Below are 19,299 nucleotides of genomic sequence, written 5' to 3' on the forward strand. Positions count from 1 at the left end.
GGCTTCGGGTGATCGTCGCCCTGTGCCACGGTAGGATGGCACGACCATGGATCGATGCCTTATCGATCCCCGTCGCCCCGTGAATCCCGGAGAACGGATGTTCAGCGTCCTGCATGCCAATCATCTCGAAGATCTGCACGACCTGGCATTGGCGCTGATCAAGCGCCATCGACTGCCGCCACTGACCCCGGAGACTTTCCTGGTGCAGTCCAACGGCATGGCCCAGTGGCTGCGCCTGTCGCTGGCCGAAGCCGACGGCATCGCCGCCTCGGTGGATTTCCCGCTACCCTCGAGCTTCGTCTGGCGTGCCTACCGCGCGGTGCTCGAACAGGCCGGAGGGGAGGGCGAGGGGCAGTCGATTCCGCTGCACTCGCCGTTCGACAAGCGGCCGCTGGCGTGGCGCATCTTTCGGCTGCTGGAGAGCGCGGTCGCCGCGGAACCGGTCGTTTTCGCGCCGCTCGCCCACTACCTGGGCGCCGGGCCGGATGGCGCGGTGCCAGACGATGCGGGGGGCGAGTCCGGTGGCGAGGCCCGCGCGATGACGGGCGTGCAGCGCAGGGCGGCCGAGCAGGCGGAGCGCAAGCGCTGGCAACTGGCGGTCCGCTTGGCGGACCTGTTCGACCAGTATCTCAACTACCGCCCGGACTGGCTGGCAGCGTGGGAGGCGGGGGAGGACTCGCCCCGGGACCTGCCCATCGACCAGCGCTGGCAGCCGGCGCTTTGGCGGGCGCTGATCGACGATGCGGGGCCCGACGAGCGGGCGTTTCACCGCGCCAACCTGCACGGTCGTTTCCTGCACGCCGCCAGGCGGCTGCAGAGCTGCCCCAGGGGGTTGCCGCCGAGGCTGTTCGTCTTCGGCATCTCGGCGCTGCCGTCGCAGACGCTGGAGGCGCTGCATGCGCTCTCCGGGGTCATCGATGTCTTTCTGATGATCACCAACCCTTGTCGCCACTACTGGGGCGATATCGTCTCCGACAGGGAGGCGATCAAGCGCGCCGGTCGGCTCTCCACCGAGGCGGTGGCACGCCAGCAGGCCCGTCATCCCGAAGCGCCCTGGCTCGAAACGCTGGACGAGGAGGCGCTGCACCTTCAGGCTAATCCACTGTTGGCCGCCTGGGGTGCCCAGGGCCGCGACTTCATCGTCGGTCTCTACGAGTTCGAGAGCCAGGATGGCGGTTTCGACGTCGAGACCGATCTCTTTCGCGACCCGGCGGCGGACGCTGAATCGGCTGCCGAACGAGCGCCCCTGCTCAACCAGTTGCAGCAGGACATCCTCGATCTCAGGCATCCGGGGGAGCGCACCCGAGAGAGCGGTAAACGCAAGATCGCGGCGGACGACGCCTCGCTGTCGCTGTTCAGCGTGCATTCGCCGCTGCGCGAAGTGGAAGTGCTGCACGACCGGCTGCTGGCGGCCTTCGAGGAGGCCAGCGCCGAGGGGGCGCCGCTGCGGCCGCGTGACATCCTGGTGATGGTGCCGGAGATCGACGTCTACGCCCCCTATATCGAAGCGGTTTTCGGCCAGTTGCCCGCGGACGATCCGCGTCATATCCCCTTCACCATTGCCGACCAGATCGCCAGTGAAGCGCATCCGATGATGGTGCTGATCCTGTCCCTGCTGGAGCTGCCCGAGCGGCGGCTGGGGGTGAGCGAACTGCTCGATGCGCTCGATGTGCCGGCGTTTCGGGCCCGGTTCTCCATCGACGAGTCCGAACTGCCGCGTCTACGGCGGTGGCTGTCGGAGAGCGGCGTGCGCTGGGGACTCTCGGGCGCGCATCGCCAGGCGCTCGGGTTTCCGGCACTGCATGAGAACAGCTGGGCGTTCGGGCTCGAACGCATGCTGCTGGGGTATTCCACCGGCCCTTTGCCCTCCACCGGCCCGATGCCGCCGGGGCGATCCTCCGGCTCGCAAGTACCGAACGGGATGTCTGCCGACAGCGTCTGGCAGTTCGACGCCATCGTACCCTACGACGAGGTGGGCGGGCTGGAGGCGGACCTGGCGGGTCGGCTCGCCGAGCTGATGCAGGTGCTGGCCGCCCAGTGCGAGGCCCTGAGCGAGGCCGTCACGCCAGCAGGCTGGCTGATGCGGCTGCGGTCGCTGATGGAGGCGCTGTTCGCGCCGACGGCACTGGACGAACACGATGTGCTGGCGCGGGTGGACCAGGCGCTGGGCCGCTGGCAGCAGAGCTGCGAGCTGGCCTCGTTCTCGCAGCCGATCGGCCTGGCGGTGGTGCGTGACGCCCTCAAGGCCGAGCTCGACGACGGCGGCCTGGCCCAGCGCTTCCTCGCAGGCAAGGTCAATTTCGCCACGCTGATGCCGATGCGTGCCATTCCGTTCCGGCAGGTCTACCTGCTAGGGATGAACGACGGCGCCTATCCCCGAACCCGCCAGCCCCAGGACTTCGACCTGATGGCACGGCGCCCGCGGCCGGGGGATCGCTCGCGCCGCGACGACGATCGCTACCTGCTGCTCGAGGCGCTGCTCTCCGCCCGCGAACGGCTGACACTCTCGTGGGTCGGCTTCGACCAGCGCGACAACACGCCGCGACCGCCCTCGGTGCTGATCGGCGAGTTGCTCGATACCCTCGAGCAGGGCTGGCGTCCGGCCGACCCTCCGGACGATGGCCCGACGCTGGACGATGAGGCGGCGCTGGCGGCACGACTGATCGAGGCCCACCCGCTGCAGCCGTTTTCGCGACGCTACTTCCAGGCCGACGATCCGCGCTACACCTTCGATGCCAGCTGGGCGCCGTTGCACGACGCCCGCCACGATGCCGAACGGGACACCGGGCATGCGGTCACCGAGCCGGCCCCGCCCCCGCCGCCGGACGAAGCGCTGGCACTGGCCGACCTGCAGCGGCTGCTGCGTCGACCCTGGAGTGTCTACCTCGGCCGCCTGGGAGTGCGTTTCCAGGATGCCGAAGTTCCCGACGAGGATAGCGAGCCTTTCGTTCTCGATGCGCTCGAGGAGCACACCGTCAAACGCGAACTGCTGGAAGCCGGGCGCCGCGGCGAGCCGCTGGTGCAGATGGCGGATCGGCTGCGTCTGGCGGGGCGCCTGCCGGCTGCCGGCTTTGGCCTGGCCACCATCGAGCCGACGCTGAAACGCCTGGAGACGCAACTGGGAACCTGGCGGCGATTGACCGCGACCGCCAGCGAACGGGAACCGCCGCTGCTGCGTTTCGAGACAGCGGCTGCCAACGGCGCGCCGCCGCTGGCGCTGGAGGGACGTGTCGACGGGCTGTTCGTGGATGAACAGGGAGGTTGGCGGTTGATGACGCTGGAAACCAGCCATTTCGGCCATTTCAAGCCCGAGGGTGACGGCCCGTGGAAGAAGCTCGGCAAGCCGCATCGACTCCATGCCGGCTATCTGCGCTGGCTGCTGCTCAATGGGGCTGGCGAGGCGTCGTGTCACTGGACGGCAATCTTCGAGGATCGCTGTCTCGATTTCCCGCCGCTGGAACGGCTCGAGGCGAGGCGACGGCTGGCGGCATGGCTGGCAAGCTGGTGGCGGGCCTGGTGCAAGCCGCTGCCGGCGTCGGGGGAGCTGGCTCGAACGCTGTGGGGCCAGTGTCGCGCCGAGACGCTGCAAGCCCTGGCAGCGGGAGAGCCCCTCGAACCGGCGCTGCACGAGCGCCTCGCCGCGGACTACGAGGCCGGCAACTACCAGATCGCGGCGCTGGTCCAGCGGGAGGGCGGCCTGGGCCAGCTCTGGCGTGACTTCGAGGCGTTCGAGGCGGCCGGTGGCGTGGCCGAGAGCGTCCGCCACTACCAGCCGCTGCTGGAGGCGATGCGCCAGGCGTCGCAGCGCATTCATCTCCCGAGGGGCGACTCATGACCGACAGCCGCGACCGTGCCGATGCCGCGATGGACGAGGGGGTCGTCCCGCTGGCGCTCGACGGCCTGCCGTTGACCGGACGGCACCTGATCGAGGCCAGTGCCGGCACCGGCAAGACCTTCACCCTGGCGGCACTCTACGTTCGCCTGGTGCTGGGGCCGCTACCCGGGCGCGAGACGGTGGATTTTCCGCGTCCGTTGACGCCGCCGGAGATTCTGGTGGTGACCTTCACCGAGGCCGCCACCGCCGAGCTTCGCGGGCGTATCCGTGCGCGTCTCAAGCAGGCGCGTGACTGGCTGCTGGCCCGCCCCGGGGAGCGCGCCGACCCGGTGCTGGCGACCCTGCTGGCACCGCTGGCGGCTACCGGAGAGACCGCATGCCGCGGCGGGGCCAAGCGGCTGGACCAGGCCGCGCGACTGATGGACGAGGCGGCGATCTTCACCATTCACGGCTTCTGCCAGCGGATGCTGACCCGCCACGCCTTCGACGCCGGAGCGCGGTTCTCCGCCGAACTGCTGCAGGATGGACAGACGCTGCTGGCCCGGACGGTGGAGGATTACTGGCGGTGCGAGTTCTATCCGCTCGACGAGCGCTGGCAGCGCCAGATCCGCTCCCGCTGGAGCGGGCCGGAGGCCTTGGCGACCGCATTGCGGCCCTTGCTGAAGGATGGCGAGCCACAGCCACTGTGGGTGGGTGGCGTGGCGGTAACCGCGCCGACATCGCTGGCAGCGCTGCTCGGCGGCTTCGAGCGTGAAATGGAGAAACGCCAGGAGATCGAGTCCGCCCTGCACGCGCACTGGGATGGGGAGGCGATCCGCCAGACGCTGCAGGCGACGTTCGACGCCGACGCGTTGAAGAAGAACAGCTACAAGGCAGAAGAGCTCGAGGCCCGTCTCGCCGTCTTCCAGAGCTGGCTCGAGCAGGGCAGCTTCGACAAGGCGGAGGATGTCACCGACAGCAGCGGGCGTTTCTGGCTCAGCCAGGAGAAGCTGGCGGGCGCGACGAAGAAGAACGCGGCGGTGCCCGAGCATCCGTTCTTCGGCTGGCTGGATCGGCTCGCCGAGGCCGGTACCCCGTTCGATGCCATCGCCACCCAGGTGCTGGTGCACGCCCGCGACCGGATCGCGAAAGCGTTCGCGGAGGAGAAGCGGCGCCGCGGGCTGTGGGAGTTCTCGGATCTGCTCAACGATCTCGATGCCGCCCTGGCGCCGACCCGGAACGGCGGCGATGCCGCGCTGCGGCTGGCGGCGCGTATCCGCCAGGAACTGCCGGTGGCGCTGATCGACGAGTTCCAGGATACCGATCCGGTCCAGTACCGGATCTTCTCGCAAGTCTATCGGGCCCCGGAGAGCGACCCCACCACCACCGCGCTGCTGATGATCGGCGACCCCAAGCAGGCGATCTACGCCTTTCGCGGTGCTGACATCCACACCTATCTGCGTGCGCGCCGGGCAACGCCGAGCCGCTTCACGCTGATGCGCAACTTCCGCTCGACACAGGCCATGGTCGAGGCCACCAACGCGCTGTTTCAGCGCCACCCGCGGCCGTTCGGCAGCGACGAGATACCGTTCGTGGCGATCGGATCCCAGCCCAAGGCGGCACGGCTGGTCGATCGAGACGGTGGGCCGGTGTCCGCGCTGGGAGTGTGGTGGCCGGACACCGAGCGCTACAGCCAGGGCGATTACCAGACGGCGATGGCCTCGGCCACCCGCGCCGAGGTCCAGCGGCTGCTGGAGGGCGAGTGGCGCTTCGCCGACGACACCGGCGAGCGGGCGGTGCAGCCGGCCGATATCGCCATCCTGGTACGCAACGGGCCGGAAGCGCTCAAGGTGCGTCGGGCACTCGCCGACGGCGGGATCCGTAGCGTCTATCTCAGCGAGAAGTCGAGCGTGTTCGACACGCCGCAGGCGTTCGAGCTGCTGCAGCTGTTGGAGGCGGTGGCCCAGCCGCGCCAGGATGCCCGGCTCAAGGCGGCGCTGGCGACCCAGTTGCTCAACGACTCGCCGCGGACCCTGGAAGCGCTGCTGGCCGACGAGTTGGCGTGGGAGCGCGAGGTGGAGCGCTTCGGCGACTACCACCGCCAGTGGCAACGGCGCGGCGTACTGCCCATGTTGCGCAGGGTGATGCAGGACTTCCGCGTCGCCGAACGGCTCGCCCAGCGCGTCGACGGCGAGCGGGCGTTGACCGATCTGCTCCATCTCGGTGAGCTGGCCCAGAACGCCCAGCAGCGGCTCGACGGTGAACAGGCGCTGCTGCGCTGGTGGCACCGGGCGCTGCAGGAGGGCGTCGCGACCCTGGACCGCCAGGCGCTCAGCCAGCGTCTCGAGAGCGACGAGGATCTGGTCCGGGTGGTCACCGTGCACAAGTCCAAGGGCCTCGAGTATCCCATCGTGTTGCTGCCGTTCGTCTGCTCGCATCGGCCGGCGGAGCCGGATCGCCGGACCGGACTGCTGGCGATGAGGCCCCCCGGCGACGAAGGCAGCGTGCTGGTGGCCTCGCCCGACGACGATCACCAGCGCGAGGCCGATCTGGCGCGACTCGACGAGGATGTCCGCCTGCTCTACGTCGCGCTGACCCGTGCCGCCTACGCTTGTCGCCTGGGTGTCGCCCATGTCGGTCGCGGTCGGGGCCAGGGCGGTTGCCTGCACGAGACCGCGCTGGGACGGTTGCTGGGCAGCGAGAAGGCGGACGATGGCGCGGCGCTGCTGGATCGGCTGCGACAGGGCCAGTGCGACGGCTGGCTGGCGATCGAGCCGCTGCCCGAAGCGCCGGATCACCGGCTGCGAACGGCGGTGACAGCGCCGCAAACCAAACCGGCGCGGGTCTTCGGCGGCGAGATCGACGATGACTGGTGGATCGCCTCCTACACCTCGCTGATTGCGGATGCTCGTCGCGCTGTGGGCGAGGACGACGAGGCGTGGGACGCCACCGGCGATGGCGGCGGCGAGGATGCCATCGCGGCCAGCGAGGACCTGCCGGCGACGCTGGACATCGAGGTCAGTCGCGAGCGCGATCCGGTGCCGCGGCCCAGTATCCGCTCGCTGTTCGATTTCCCACGGGGGCCGAGGCCGGGAACCTTCCTGCACGGTTTGCTGGAGACGCTCGACTTCGATCGCCTGGACGAACCCGGCTACGCCGTGGCGCTGCGCCGGGAGATCGACCGCCGCCTGGCGACCAACGGCTTCGATGCCGAATGGGCGCCGCTACTGCAGGCGCTGCTGCTCGAGGGGCTGCGCTCGCCGCTGATGAGCGTCGACGGCCACCCGGTGCGCCTCGATCGCCTCGGGTCGTGGCGCCCCGAACTCGAATTCTGGCTGCCGGCATCGGCGGCCTGGAGCGAGCCGCTGGACCGTCTCGTCTCACGGCTCGAGCCGCTGCCCGGCCGGCGTCCCCGGCTGGCGCCGCGCAAGCTCAACGGCATGCTCAAGGGCTATATCGATCTGGTCTTCGAATCGGGGGGGCGCTGGTACGTGCTCGACTGGAAATCCAATCACTTGGGCGATACGCCGGCCGACTACCAAGGCGAGCGTCTGGCCGTGGCGATGGTGGATCACCGCTACGATCTGCAGTACGTGCTCTACGTGCTGGCACTGCACCGCCTACTCGCGTCGCGGCTGGAGGATTACGATTACGACCGGCACATGGGCGGCGCCTGCTATGTCTTCCTGCGGGGGCTTTCCGAGGCGTCGTCCTCCATGGCGCCACTCTCCAAGGCGCCCAAAGCCGCGCCTGAGTCTGCCAAGGCGCCCAAAGACGCGCCTGAGTCTGCCAAGGCGCCCAAAGACGCGCCTGAGTTTGCCAAGGCGCCCGAAGACGCGCCTGAGTCTGCTATGGCGGCCCAGGACGCGTTCGAGTCTGGCATGGCGTCAGAAGTCGCCCCCGGGGTGTTCCACCGGCGCCCGTCGCGGGCGTTGATCGAGGCGCTGGATGCGTGGCTCGAGGGGGACGCCGGGCCGGCGGGAACGTTGCTGCGACAACCCACGGAGATCCCGACATGAGCCGCCGACCGTCGACAACGCAGCCGAATCGGGGGGCGAGCCCCGGCTCGCAGGGCGCGGACCAGTTCTCGCTGGCCCTGGATGGCGACGACGCCCCCACGTCGCCGACCGCGGCCGAGGCCGGCGCGCTCACCCGTGACACCCTGCTGGCGGCGCTGTCGCTGTGGGTGGCGCTGGGTTGGCTGCGCCAGCTCGACCGCCACTTCGCGCTCTTTCTGCTCGAGCGCGATCCCGCTGCCGATCCGCTGGTCGGTCTTGCCGCGGCGCTGGTCAGCCACCAGGTGGGCCGGGGCCATGTCTGCCTGTCGCTCTCCCGGGTGCTGGACGCACCACGCTCCGCGCTGTCGTTGCCGCCCCTGGAGAACGAGGGCGAGAGCGAGTCGGCGGGGGCGGTGGTGCTGCCGGAATCCCTGCTCGACCCGGTCACGCCGGCGCGATGGTTCGACGCGCTGATCGGGTCCACCACCGTTGCCGAGGCGACGGTGGCCGAGGGGCTCGCCACACCGCTGGTCGTGGACGGCGACCGGGTCTACCTGCGCCGGTACTGGCAGGCCGAGAGCGGGGTGGCGGCACGGCTGCGCCAGCGTCTGGGGCCGCCACTGGCGGTTGACGAGGGGGTGTCCACGCGATTGCAGGCGCTGTTCACCGGCAATCGGCGCGAGCAGGGCGAACCTGACTGGCAGCGCGTGGCGTGCGCCCTGGCGCTGCGGCAGCGGCTGACGATCATCTCCGGCGGGCCGGGGACCGGCAAGACCACCACCGTGACTCGCCTGCTGGCGCTGCTGCAGGAGCAGTCGCTGTCGGGCGGGGGCGAGCCGCTGCGGATACGGCTGGCCGCGCCCACCGGCAAGGCGGCCGCCAGGCTATCGGAGTCGATCGCGGGAGCGGTCGGCCGGCTGGAGGTCTCCGACGTCGTGCGCGCCGCCATACCCCAGGAGGCGCAGACGCTCCACCGGCTGCTGGGGGCGCGCCCGGACACGCGCCATTTCCGTCACCATGCCGAGGCGCCGCTGAGCCTCGACCTGCTGGTGGTGGACGAGGCCTCGATGGTCGATCTCGAGATGATGGCGGCGCTGCTCGATGCCATGCCGGCGGAGGCGCGCCTGATCCTGCTCGGCGACAAGGATCAACTGGCCTCGGTGGAGGCGGGTTCGGTGCTGGGCGATCTGTGCGCGGGGGCCGGCGACGCCGGATACTCCGAGGCGACTCGCGACTATCTTCAGTCGATCGCCGGCGAGCCGTTGCCCGTTGCCGCCGAGACCAATCCGCTGGCCGATCACGTGGCCATGCTGCGCCGGAGTTTCCGCTTTCGGGCAGACAGCGGCATCGGGGCTCTCGCCAGGGCCGCCAACGCCGGCGACGGCCGCGACTTCACGCGGCTGTTGAAATCGGGTTTTCAGGACGTGGAGACGCTGGACATCGACGCGGCGGCATTCGAGCGGGCCGTGGTGACAGGCTACCGGCCGCTGTTCGAGGCGCTGCTTGGCGGGGCGGACGTGGCATCGATTCTCGCGCTGCAGGCCCGCTTCCAGGTGCTGTGCGCCCTGCGACGCGGGCCGTGGGGCGTCGAGGGGCTGAACGATCGCATCGCCCGGGCGCTGTGGCAGCAGGGCTGGATCTCGCGCACCGATGGCTGGTTCGCGGGGCGCCCGGTGATGGTGACCCACAACGACCCCCAGTTGGGGCTCTACAACGGCGACCTGGGGCTGACCCTGGCCGACGACGCCGGCCGGCTGCGGGTCTGTTTCCCGCAGGGCGACGGCACCCGCCAGGTACTGCCGTCGCGGCTCGATGCCGCGGCAACGGCATTCGCGATGACCGTGCACAAATCCCAGGGATCGGAGTTCGATCACGTCCTGTTCGCACTGCCGGCGCGGGCCAATCCCATCGTCACCCGGGAGCTGATCTACACTGGCATCACCCGAGCCCGCTCGCGGCTGACGCTGGCGCTGGCACAGGGCGGCAACGACGAGCGGACGTTACGCGAGGCCATCGCCCGGCAGGTGGTCAGGGACAGCGCGATCGCGGAGCGGCTGCTGAGTCCGCCGGGATCCTCTGTGCCAAGGGATTCGTCAGGGAGTGAAACATGAGTGTCCACGAGTGGCAGGAACTGACCACGACGGAAATGGCCGGACTGGTCGACGCGGGGACGGTGGCCGTGCTGCCGCTGGCGGCGATCGAGCAGCACGGCGCGCATCTGCCGCTTTCCACCGATCTGGACATCGGGCTGGGCCTGCTCGAGGCGGCGGCGGCAAGACTCGCACCGGATCGGAACGTGATCCTGCTGCCGCCGCTGGCGCTGGGCTCGAGTCTGGAACACGCCGATTTCACGGGGACGTTGAGCCTGCTGCCGGAAACGGCGATCGCGGTCATCGAGGCGCTGGGCGAGGCGGTGAGCCGCGCCGGTATTCGCCGTCTGGTGCTGTTCAACAGCCACGGCGGCAACAAGGCGGTCATCGACCTGGCCGCGCTCAAGCTGCGCGCGAGGCACGCCATGCTGGTGGTCAAGGCCAACTACTTTCGCTTCACGCCGCCGGCGCAGACGCTTCCCGCCGAGGAACTCCGCCATGGCCTGCACGGTGGCGCGCTGGAAACGTCGATGATGCTGCATCTCGCCCCGGACAAGGTTCGGGTCGCCCGGCTGGCCGATGCGGTCTCCGAAGGGCGAATCCGCGAGCAGGCCGGATCGACCCTGGGGCCGGAGGGGGATGCCGGCTACGCCTGGATGGCACAGGATCTGCACGCCAGCGGGGTGACCGGCAACGCGACCCTGGCCGACGCCGAGACCGGGCGTCGACTGGTCGATCATTTCGGCGCCCGGCTGGCGCAGGTGATCGAAGAGGCGGGAGAGTTCGATCTCGATACCTTGCGCCAACGCCATCCGGCGTCGGGGTGACGGGGTGCGTCTCCCGAACGCCGATGGCTGCGGCGACGATTGGGGTGGCGCTCAGCGCGCCACCGGACGCCGGAAAGGCGTGGCCGATCCCTCCTCGCCGTCGTCGAGAACCTCTTCCAGCCAGTGGCCGGCGCGCTTGGCCTTGGCATTCAGGTAGCGTCGGTTCTGCTTGGTCAGCTTGCCGTAGACGCCACGCCGGTTGACCACCTCGATACCGCCCTGGTCCATGGCGGCGATCTTCTCGGGATTGTTGGTCAACAGTTCGATTCGCGCGATCTCGAGCTGCTCGAGCATCTCCAGGGCGACTTCGTAGGTTCGCTCGTCCTCCCCGAACCCGAGTACCTGATCGGCATCGACCGTATCCAGGCCTCCATCCTGCAGGGTATAGGCACGCAGCTTGTTGGCCAGCCCGATACCCCGGCCTTCCTGGGCGAGGTAAAGCAGGACGCCGCCGCCGCGTTCGTCGATGGTGCGCACGCTCTCGCGCAGCTGCTCGCCGCAGTCGCAGCGCAAACTGCCGAAAAGATCGCCGGTGAGGCAGGCCGAATGGAGACGCACCGGCACGGCATCGTTCCATTCGCCGCGATTGCCAATCACGATCGCGATGTGCTCGCGCATGCCGTCGGCCTCCCGGAACATGACGAATTTCGCGCGTTCGGCGTGGGATAGCGGGATGTCCGCGTCACTGGTGCGTTTGAGAAAGCGCGACCGACTCTCGGAGTAGGCATCGATCTGCTCGGCGGCGACCGCCAGGATGGTACCTTCCGCGACCAGCGCTTTGACCTGGGCGCGTTGCGCGTGGCTGACCTCGGCGACCACGGCCGCCGGGATTAGCAGGCCGATTCGCATCAGATCCAGCGCCGCCCCGCTCGCCGGATTGGCGGCGACGGGCTGGCAATCCACGGGCAGCCGCTGCGTTTCGTCGCTGGCCCAGGCGGCAATGGCGTGGGCGTCGTCGCCGGGGATGACCGGCACCAGCCCTACGCGTGGGCCGAAGTCGATGCCCAGCCGCGCCAGGCGGTGGCGGGTCAGCGCCAGTGCGGCCGGGTTGCCGGCGAGCGCCGGCAGTGCCGCCAGCGCGTCGTCGTCGCAGCCCTCGAGCGGGTGGACCACCACGTCGCCGCTGGCGGCACGCACGAGAACCGGGAGGCCGCGTCGCAGATCGAATATCGCGCGTTCTACCTGTCGCATGCTCGTCTCCTTATCCTGTCGTCCATGATCAGTCTCATCTGTGATCGCTATCCGTGATCGGCACCCGTGGTCGGCGTGGAAGAGCGGCGAGGTGAGCCGGAATGACGGCGCTCACCGCCGAACGCTCTCCGCGCCAAGGGCGATCTTTGTTACGCTGTGATGCCTTCTGGCCAAGGAATGACCGTGACCGCCTCGTCCGATAACCCCGCCCACGCCGTTACGCCCACCGTGTCCGCGTCCCTGGCCTGGCGCTGGCTTCGCCAGGTGGCGGCCCTGACCCGTGACGATATGTTTGATGGTACGGTCATCGATGGACATCACCACCTGGAGATTGACGCCGCTGGCGGTTGGTATTGTAGCCATCCGGTCGACGAGGAGGCCGCGCAACTGCTGACAATCTGGCTGCCGTGGTGCATGGCGGATATCGCTGATGGACCGCGAGTCATTGCCCAAATCGGCCAGAGTCTCGACGGTCGCATCGCCACAGTCGGTGGCGCCTCGCACTATGTCACCGGCGAGCAGAGCCTGGTTCACCTCCATCGCTTGCGGGCGCTGGTCGATGCCGTAATCGTGGGCGCCAGCACGGTCGATGCCGACGATCCGCAGCTCACCGTGCGTCATGTCGAGGGCGACAACCCGCTGCGGGTGGTGCTCGATCCGCGCGGTCGCGTGCCGGCCGAGAGAGGCGTCTTCATGCGGCCGGCGGTGCCCACCTGGCATCTGGTCGGTGCTGGCGTCGGTGGCCACGGCACGGCGGCGCACGTCAGCGTCAAGACGCTGACGAAGGGGGCCGCCGGCGTCGATCCGGCCGAGGTCATCGCGCTGCTCGCAGAGCAAGGCTGCCGGCGGATTCTGGTCGAGGGCGGCGGCCTGACGATCTCCCGTTTTCTCGAAGCGAAGCGTCTCGACCGCCTGCACAGCGTGGTCGCACCCATGCTGATCGGCTCCGGTCGCCCGGCGCTGACGCTGCCCGAAATCGATTCGCTGGAAGACGCGCTGCGCCCCGTCTGCCGTCACTTCCGGCTGGGCGACGATATGCTGTTCGATCTCGATCTGCGCGACCGAGCTCCGTCGGCGTCTTGATCTCATCCGGGATGTCCCTCCGATGCCATCTTTTGGCGGACCGAGGCTACCCGGCTCGCTCGACGGTCCCACAGCACCACCACCAATCCCGGCAGACTGGCGGCAAGAACGAGCAGGCCGTAGGTCACGGACAGCGCGACTCCCTCCTGGGCCGGCAGTCCGGCCAGCGGCCAGATCAGCGCGGCAGCGCCTTCCCGTAACCCCCAGCCTGCGACGGTCAAGGGGATCGCCATGGCCATCAGTAGGGGAGGAATCAGCGGCAGCAACTGCGGGACCGGCCGTTGAAGGCCCAAGGCCTGGGCGGCGCAGAGAAATACGGCGACGTAGGTGGCAATCACCAGTAGCGAGCTGACTAGTTGGGCGGGCCACACGGATATTGCCAGCAGCGTTCGCCTGATGTCCTGGCCGAACGTTGCCAGTGCCGGCCAGCGCCGCCGCCTCAACACGCCCATGGTAATGCCGGCCAGCAGCAGTGCCGCCAGCGGAAGCCATGCCAGGGTCATCGCCTGGGTATGCCATGCCCGGGCGATGCCGTGGCGTAAAGCCGGCGAGAGACAGATGGCGGCAACCGCCACGAGCAGCAGCGCCACTTGTCCGGACGCGCGCTCGATGATGACGGCTCGAACTGCCGGTCCCGACGGCGATGGTTGGCCGGCACCGGGTTGTGTCCGGGTGTTGCCGTGGCGCCAAGCCCGAGCCGCGTCCCCCAGGACGCCGCCCGGCAGCACCTGGTTCAGGAAGGTGGCCAGATAGTATTCGCGTATGGCCGTGGGCCATCGCAGTGCGATGCCGATCCGGTGAGCCGTCATTCGCCAGCGCCAGGCCGAGATCGCGACCTGGGGGATACCAATCAGGACCGCGAGCATGACCCAGGCCGGCGATAGTGCCATGAACCGTTCCAGCAGCTGGCCAGTATCCAGTTTCCACGCCAGCACGCCCAGCAGCGCCAGCGTCACGGCCAGCCGCAGCCAGGGCGACAGCCACTGATTCACGCTCGCGCTCCCGAGCGTGTTCTGTCGCTCGGGGTCGCCAGCAGATCGCGGTGACCCACGGTCAACGTCACCCGCTCACGCAGCAGATCGTCGAGACGACGGGCATGCCATTGGTCGACGCGGTCCCGCTGCTGCGGCAATTGCTGGTGAAGCGCCTCGCGCCAGCCGGCCATCAGCGCCTCGGCGAGAGGTAGCGATTCCGGTCCGAGTTGCCAGGGGGACGCGGCTTCACGGATATGGTAGCCGCGATGGCGAAAGCTCTCGCGAAGCCGTCGAGGGGCCTCGCTTCCCATCGCCGGACCGTCGCCCTTGTCGCGATGCTGGTGTGCCTGGAGCGCGGCGAGCATGAAGCGGTCGTCGTCGCCGTAAAGCGCGCTGCCGCTGGCATCGTGGAAACGGATCAGGCCATCGATACTGAGGGCGAATAGTACCGCACAACCGCTACGCTGGCAGGCATCGGCCAATGCCCCGATATCGTCGGCCGTCAGCAGGTCGAACAGCGCCGAGGCGGTGACCAGATAGGCGCCTTGCAGCGTCTCTTCCAAGGTGTCGGCAAGACTTAGGTTGACGGACTCCAGGTGGATCGGCTGGGCGTCGGCGCTGACCAGGTACTGGCAGCGCAATCTGGCGGAAGCCAGCAGTTCTTCATCGTGATCGACCAGTCGCCAGTGCTGGGCGCCATGCAAGCGCGGGGCGAGATAGCGCAGGTTGGAGCCGCTGCCACAGCCGAGATCCACGATCGTCCGGCGGGCCTCGAGGGGCCTGCTTGGATCGGCATGTCGGGTCAGCCAGCTGTCGGCGGCGTGGGTCAACTGGGCATCCCGTGCCAGATGATCGGCCGGTTCGCGCAGTGTCAGCCACTGTTCGCTGAAAAGGGCATTCGCGTTGGGCGTCCGTCGAGACATCACGGCCGCTCCTTGGATAGGCCGAAGCGAGCCAGCGCGATGCCGAATGCCTCGGCAGCGGTCTGCCAGTCGCTCAGCGTTTCACGGGCTTCGCGGGCGCCGGCCCGATAGCGGGTATAAGTCTCCGGCTCCTCGAGCATGGATCGAATGGCATCTCGTAGCGCGCTGACGTCGCCGGGCACCACCTTGATGCCAGCAGCGTCCGGCAGCGTGTGGGCCAGCGCACCACCTGTGGTGGTGACGACGGGCAGCCCGTGGGCCAGCGCCTCGGTGATCACCATGCCGTAACCCTCGTAATGCGAGGGCAGCACGAAGAGATCGGCTCCGGCGTAGAACGCTGGCAAGCGCTCCAAGGGTTGCGAGCCGAGCAGTTCGATTCGCGCTTCGAGCCGGTGCCGGGCTATCGCCTCGCGCACCTGAGCCACGTAGTGATCGGCGCGGTCGAGGGCGCCGACCAGTTGACACTGCCATGGCAGATCGGCCAGTTCTGACAACGCCTCCACCAGGAGATCCTGGCCCTTGCGCGGCGTGATGGTGGCGATGCAGAGTAGGCGGGGTATGGCATTCGACTCTTCGTTCTTCTCGATGGGGCTGAGCTCGACGCCGGGTTCGATGACCGCGATTCGGTCGGCCGACACGTCGAAGTCGGCGAGCCGCCGGGCGGTGTAGACGCTGGTCACCATGACGCCCTCCACTGCTGCCAGCGCCCGTGTTTCGCTGATCCGGAAACGCTGCTGCTCGGGTGTGCCCAGCCCCGTTTCGTCGGCCAGTGGATGGTGGACCAGGGCGATGATCGACAGCCGCGACGCGTGACGCTCGACGATCGCCGGCAGGCCGCCCATGGCCAGGCCATCTATGACGACGAGAGTATCCTCAGGTTGGCGAGTGAGGGCGCTGTCCAGGGCGTGAGAGGCGACGGCGTCGGGCTCGGGGAATCGTCCCTCGAGTCCGATGACGTCGATCGTCCAGCCCGTCGCGCGCAGCGCCTCGACGATTCGCGCATCGTAGACGTAGCCGCCGGTCAGTTGTGCCGGGTCGCCGGCGACGATCAGGGTGAATTCGTTCACAGTCCACCCTCATAGCTGGCCCAGGCGACGTGGGATTCATGCAGGGTGACGGTCAGCGCGGTGAGATGACGTCCGCCCTCGCCGAGCCCTCCCTCGCGGATGGCGTGCGCCACCCGGTCGAAGACGATCTTGGCCATGAATTCGGTCGTGGTGTTGCGCCCTTTGAAGGCGGGCATGTCGTCGAGGTTGTTCAGGGTGAATTCGCCGAGCACGCGTTTCAGCGTCTCGCTGGCGAGGCCGATGTCGACGACGAGATCGTCGTGGTCCAGCTCCGGGCGCTTGAAAGTGACATCGACCACGTAGGTCGCCCCGTGCAGCTTCTGTGCCGGGCCGAAGGTGTCGCTGTTGAAGCTGTGGGCGATCATCATGTGATCGCGAACGGTCAAGCTGAACATTCCTCTCGCTCCTTGATGAGTCGGCCTGGTGGGGGCCGGTGCCGAATTTGCGTCTTGCTGTCCCTGGCGAGTCCCCGGTGGCGAACGCGATACCGGGTCGGTGTGATGAGGTTACGCAGTATCAGCCGTAACGGATGCGCTGGCAGAGAGTATCGTCGTCACGCTGGCTCAGTCGCTTGAGTGTTTCGGGCAGATCCCGGAAATGGCTTTCCCCGCTGATCAGTACGTCCAGGCAGTCGTGATCGAGCAGCGCCAGCGCCAGGGTGAGCCGCCGCTTGTGATTCCAGCGAGGACGATGCCCGGGCGACACGCTGCCGACCTGGCTCGATCGCAGCGTCAGGCGACGCGCGTGAAACGCCTCGCCGAGCGACAGATTGACCTCGCGACTACCGTACCAGCTCATTTCCAGCACGGTGGCCTCGAACCCTGCCAGTGAAAGAGCGCTTTGCAAGCCGGCATCCGACGCGCTGGCATGCACCACCAGATCCTGTTCGGCCTCGGCGGTCTCGGGGGTGTGGAAATCCACCCCCAGCGCCTCGCCGAGAAAGCGCTTGCGCTCGTCGATATCGATCAGTTGGACGTGGGTCCCGGGCAGTCGGGCGCAGAGCCAGGCCACCAGGGCGCCGACCACGCCAGCGCCGACGACGCTGATGCGGTCGCCGATGCCTGGCGCCGCGTCCCACAAGGCGTTGAGCGCCGTTTCCATGTTGGCGCCGAGTATCGCGCGCTGCGGGGGCACGCCGGGCGGCAGCGGCACGACATCCTCGACGCCGACACGGTAGTGGGTCTGGTGAGGGTGCAAGCAGTAGATGTATCGCCCGTGCCAGTCGTGCGCTCCCTGTTCTACGACGCCGACATTGGAGTAGCCGTATTTGACCGGGCCGGGAAACTCGCCGCTTTGAAAGGGGGCCCGCATTCGCTGGTATTCGCTCGCCGGTACCTGGCCGTTGAAGACCAGGGTCTCGCTGCCCCGGCTGATGGCGGAGTAACAGGTGCGGATCATCAAGTCGCCGCTGACACTCAGCTCGGCCTGGCGAATTTCGCCGTTACCGTTGCCGAGAGACCAGAAGGCATGAGCGTAAGGCGTCGTCATTGCGATATCCGTTCCTTGATGACAGATCGGGATGGCGGTTCGTCGTCTCGCTGAGAGTATGGCAGAGTGTGACGAATTAGCATTGTACAAATGGTGTACAAGAAGAGATCGAAAAACAAGATTCCTTCGAACCGATGGCGGTGCCGGCCATTCGCCGGCCCATGACGAGCGATGGAGAGATCGGCCAATTACCGGCGTTGCTCGCCCCGCCGATCGCCGCGATGATCAGCAATTCTCGCAAATCGGTCAAACTGCATCCAAACTTGTACGGGCAGCGTATCGGTTGGAGGGCCTCGTTACGATCTGGCGTCATGGCTGGTCGAGGAGCGAGCCATCATTAGGGAGGAAATCACCGATGCGACACTCATCGACACGTATCTCGGCAGCGGCTTTCCGCCGGGTCGGATCCCTGCGCGGCTGGGTCGAGATGGCGGCGGGGCTCGCACTGGTCGCCCTGCTGACCGAGTGGGTGCACTGGGCATTCTCGGCGCCTTCGGGCCTGCGTTTCACGGCGGGCGGCATCTACGTGGCGATTGCCACGGTAGTGCTGTGGGCCTGGCCAGCCTCGCGGCAGGGCCTCGGCTGGGCGAACCGTGTCACGCTGCTCCGCGCAGCGCTGATCGCGATCGTTGCCGGCGTCGTGGTGTACCCGGAATTCATTCAGCGCCATGCCGAGGGCATCGCGGCGCTGTCGTTACTGGCGCTGGCACTCGACGGCATCGATGGTTGGGTGGCGCGGCGAACCGGGTCGTCCAGCGCCTTCGGGGCGCGGTTCGACATGGAGCTGGATGCGTTCTTCATCGTCGTGCTATGCATGGCGTTGATTGCCCTGGACAAGGTGGGTGCCTGGATCCTGCTCATCGGGCTGGCGCGGTATGCCTTCCTGGTAGCTGGCGTCTACTCGCCGTGGCTCAATCGCTCCCTGCCCGAGAGCTATTTTCGCAAGACGGTCTGCGTCTGGCAGGTGTCGACGCTGATGGTCTGCCTGCTTCCCTTCGTCGAACCCTCATGGGCTACCGCTTTCACGCTCGTGGCGGCGGCGCTGCTGGTCCTCTCCTTTGGCCGGGACATCGTCTGGCTCTGGCGCCGTCGACCCGTTGGCGACATCGAGCTCTGAGCGGCGTCGCTGTCTCTCCCGACCCCTGTTGGGTCGATTTTCCCGCAAGGAGGCTGTCATGAGATCCGCCCAGTTGAACATCCTTCCCGCTCTGGTGCTGCTGGCGCTGGCATCGTCGCCGGCAAACGCCGAGCCGCAGCGCTTCGACATCGATCATGAACACTTTTCCATCGCTTTCATGGTGGATCATCTGGGTTACGCAAACCTGCTCGGACAGTTCCTGGAGGGCGAGGGCGCTTTCGTCTACGACCGCGAGACGCAAACATTGGTCTCGGCAGAGGTCACGATCCAGTCCAGTAGCGTCTTCACCAATCTCGGCGCTCGCGACGAGCATCTGCGGGGGCGCGACTTTCTGGACGCGGACAATCATCCCCGGATACATTTCGTAGCCACGGATTTCAAGCCGTCGTCCCCGACGACGGGGTCGCTGAATGGCAAGCTCACGCTGCTGGGTCGTACCGAGCCGGTCACGCTGGACGTCACGTTGAATCAGGATGCGGTTTATCCGTTCGGGCCCGGGCAGCCCACGCTGGGGCTATCGGTCCGGGGCGCTCTTGATCGCAGTAACTGGGGGATGAATTATGGCGTCGACGACGGGATGGTCGGCGACCATGTGACCCTGATCTTCGAATTGGAAGCGGTATAGCGGGATGACTCTTCCAGATGACGTGACGGCTCCACGATCACGATCTCTTCATTACCGACCCAACCATTGTCAAGGATCGTC

The 19,299-nt window shown here is 67.9% G+C and carries 13 protein-coding genes; 7 read left to right on the forward strand and 6 right to left on the reverse strand.

Translation table 11 applies throughout. The annotated features are described in order from the left end of the window. The first annotated feature begins 97 nt into the window (after nt 1-97). From recC to F0A16_RS02590, 4 genes are read left to right on the forward strand one after another with little or no spacing between them, the layout of a single operon-like run. Entirely contained in the window at nt 98-3,835 is a 3,738-nt protein-coding gene (recC, locus tag F0A16_RS02575) for an exodeoxyribonuclease V subunit gamma (RefSeq protein WP_187775880.1), read from the forward strand. Next, nucleotides 3,832-7,833, forward strand: a complete 4,002-nt coding sequence (recB, locus tag F0A16_RS02580) for an exodeoxyribonuclease V subunit beta (RefSeq protein WP_149433817.1) — start codon at nt 3,832-3,834, stop codon at nt 7,831-7,833. The genes recC and recB overlap by 4 nt, the downstream gene beginning before the upstream one ends. Then, nucleotides 7,830-9,923 (forward strand): exodeoxyribonuclease V subunit alpha, encoded by a 2,094-nt coding sequence (recD, locus tag F0A16_RS02585; protein ID WP_149433818.1) that lies wholly within the window; start codon nt 7,830-7,832, stop codon nt 9,921-9,923. The genes recB and recD overlap by 4 nt, the downstream gene beginning before the upstream one ends. Then, entirely contained in the window at nt 9,920-10,729 is an 810-nt protein-coding gene (locus tag F0A16_RS02590; protein WP_149433819.1) for a creatininase family protein, read from the forward strand. The genes recD and F0A16_RS02590 overlap by 4 nt, the downstream gene beginning before the upstream one ends. 51 nt (nt 10,730-10,780) lie before the next feature. Here F0A16_RS02590 and ribA read toward each other — a convergent pair whose 3' ends face one another. Continuing rightward, the gene (gene ribA, locus F0A16_RS02595) at nt 10,781-11,920 is read right to left on the reverse strand and encodes a GTP cyclohydrolase II RibA (protein WP_149433820.1); all 1,140 of its coding nucleotides are present in this window, start codon (nt 11,918-11,920) and stop codon (nt 10,781-10,783) included. Nucleotides 11,921-12,103: 183 nt separating this feature from the next. Here ribA and F0A16_RS02600 point away from each other — a divergent pair, with 183 nt between their 5' ends. Beyond that, nucleotides 12,104-13,003: a RibD family protein gene (locus F0A16_RS02600; protein WP_239023682.1), complete on the forward strand. Its 900-nt coding sequence runs from the start codon at nt 12,104-12,106 to the stop codon at nt 13,001-13,003. Between the two features lie 2 nt (nt 13,004-13,005). Here F0A16_RS02600 and F0A16_RS02605 read toward each other — a convergent pair whose 3' ends face one another. The 5 genes from F0A16_RS02605 to F0A16_RS02625 form a co-directional block, all read right to left on the reverse strand. Then, the gene (locus F0A16_RS02605; RefSeq protein ID WP_149433821.1) at nt 13,006-13,995 is read right to left on the reverse strand and encodes a lysylphosphatidylglycerol synthase transmembrane domain-containing protein; all 990 of its coding nucleotides are present in this window, start codon (nt 13,993-13,995) and stop codon (nt 13,006-13,008) included. Further along, nucleotides 13,992-14,900 carry a class I SAM-dependent methyltransferase gene (locus F0A16_RS02610; protein WP_149433822.1) on the reverse strand — a complete coding sequence of 303 codons (909 nt, stop codon included), beginning with the start codon at nt 14,898-14,900 and terminating at the stop codon, nt 13,992-13,994. Before F0A16_RS02610 ends, F0A16_RS02605 begins: the two co-directional genes overlap by 4 nt. After that, nucleotides 14,900-15,967: a glycosyltransferase family 4 protein gene (locus tag F0A16_RS02615; RefSeq protein WP_149433823.1), complete on the reverse strand. Its 1,068-nt coding sequence runs from the start codon at nt 15,965-15,967 to the stop codon at nt 14,900-14,902. Before F0A16_RS02615 ends, F0A16_RS02610 begins: the two co-directional genes overlap by 1 nt. Continuing rightward, nucleotides 15,964-16,362 (reverse strand): 6-pyruvoyl trahydropterin synthase family protein, encoded by a 399-nt coding sequence (locus F0A16_RS02620; RefSeq protein WP_149433824.1) that lies wholly within the window; start codon nt 16,360-16,362, stop codon nt 15,964-15,966. The genes F0A16_RS02615 and F0A16_RS02620 overlap by 4 nt, the downstream gene beginning before the upstream one ends. A 121-nt stretch (nt 16,363-16,483) precedes the next feature. Further along, nucleotides 16,484-17,455 carry a zinc-dependent alcohol dehydrogenase gene (locus tag F0A16_RS02625; RefSeq protein ID WP_149433825.1) on the reverse strand — a complete coding sequence of 324 codons (972 nt, stop codon included), beginning with the start codon at nt 17,453-17,455 and terminating at the stop codon, nt 16,484-16,486. Between the two features lie 355 nt (nt 17,456-17,810). Here F0A16_RS02625 and F0A16_RS02630 point away from each other — a divergent pair, with 355 nt between their 5' ends. Together F0A16_RS02630 and F0A16_RS02635 are read left to right on the forward strand one after the other, a co-directional pair. After that, entirely contained in the window at nt 17,811-18,572 is a 762-nt protein-coding gene (locus tag F0A16_RS02630; RefSeq protein WP_149433826.1) for a CDP-alcohol phosphatidyltransferase family protein, read from the forward strand. 58 nt (nt 18,573-18,630) lie between these two features. Next, nucleotides 18,631-19,218, forward strand: coding sequence for a YceI family protein (locus F0A16_RS02635; protein WP_149433827.1), 588 nt, complete (start codon nt 18,631-18,633; stop codon nt 19,216-19,218). Nucleotides 19,219-19,299 lie beyond the last annotated feature (81 nt).

Origin of the sequence: Salinicola corii, assembly GCF_008298015.1 — a bacterium.
Taxonomy (GTDB): Bacteria; Pseudomonadota; Gammaproteobacteria; order Pseudomonadales; family Halomonadaceae; genus Salinicola; species Salinicola corii.

Bases quoted from the DNA above. Each gene is read 5' to 3' on its own strand.
- recC (WP_187775880.1), top strand. From the start codon at position 98: ATGTTCAGCGTCCTGCATGCCAATCATCTCGAAGATCTGCACGACCTG.
- recB (WP_149433817.1), top strand. From the start codon at position 3,832: ATGACCGACAGCCGCGACCGTGCCGATGCCGCGATGGACGAGGGGGTC.
- recD (WP_149433818.1), top strand. From the start codon at position 7,830: ATGAGCCGCCGACCGTCGACAACGCAGCCGAATCGGGGGGCGAGCCCC.
- F0A16_RS02590 (WP_149433819.1), top strand. From the start codon at position 9,920: ATGAGTGTCCACGAGTGGCAGGAACTGACCACGACGGAAATGGCCGGA.
- ribA (WP_149433820.1), bottom strand. From the start codon at position 11,920: ATGCGACAGGTAGAACGCGCGATATTCGATCTGCGACGCGGCCTCCCG.
- F0A16_RS02610 (WP_149433822.1), bottom strand. From the start codon at position 14,900: ATGTCTCGACGGACGCCCAACGCGAATGCCCTTTTCAGCGAACAGTGG.
- F0A16_RS02620 (WP_149433824.1), bottom strand. From the start codon at position 16,362: ATGTTCAGCTTGACCGTTCGCGATCACATGATGATCGCCCACAGCTTC.
- F0A16_RS02625 (WP_149433825.1), bottom strand. From the start codon at position 17,455: ATGACGACGCCTTACGCTCATGCCTTCTGGTCTCTCGGCAACGGTAAC.
- F0A16_RS02630 (WP_149433826.1), top strand. From the start codon at position 17,811: ATGCGACACTCATCGACACGTATCTCGGCAGCGGCTTTCCGCCGGGTC.
- F0A16_RS02635 (WP_149433827.1), top strand. From the start codon at position 18,631: ATGAGATCCGCCCAGTTGAACATCCTTCCCGCTCTGGTGCTGCTGGCG.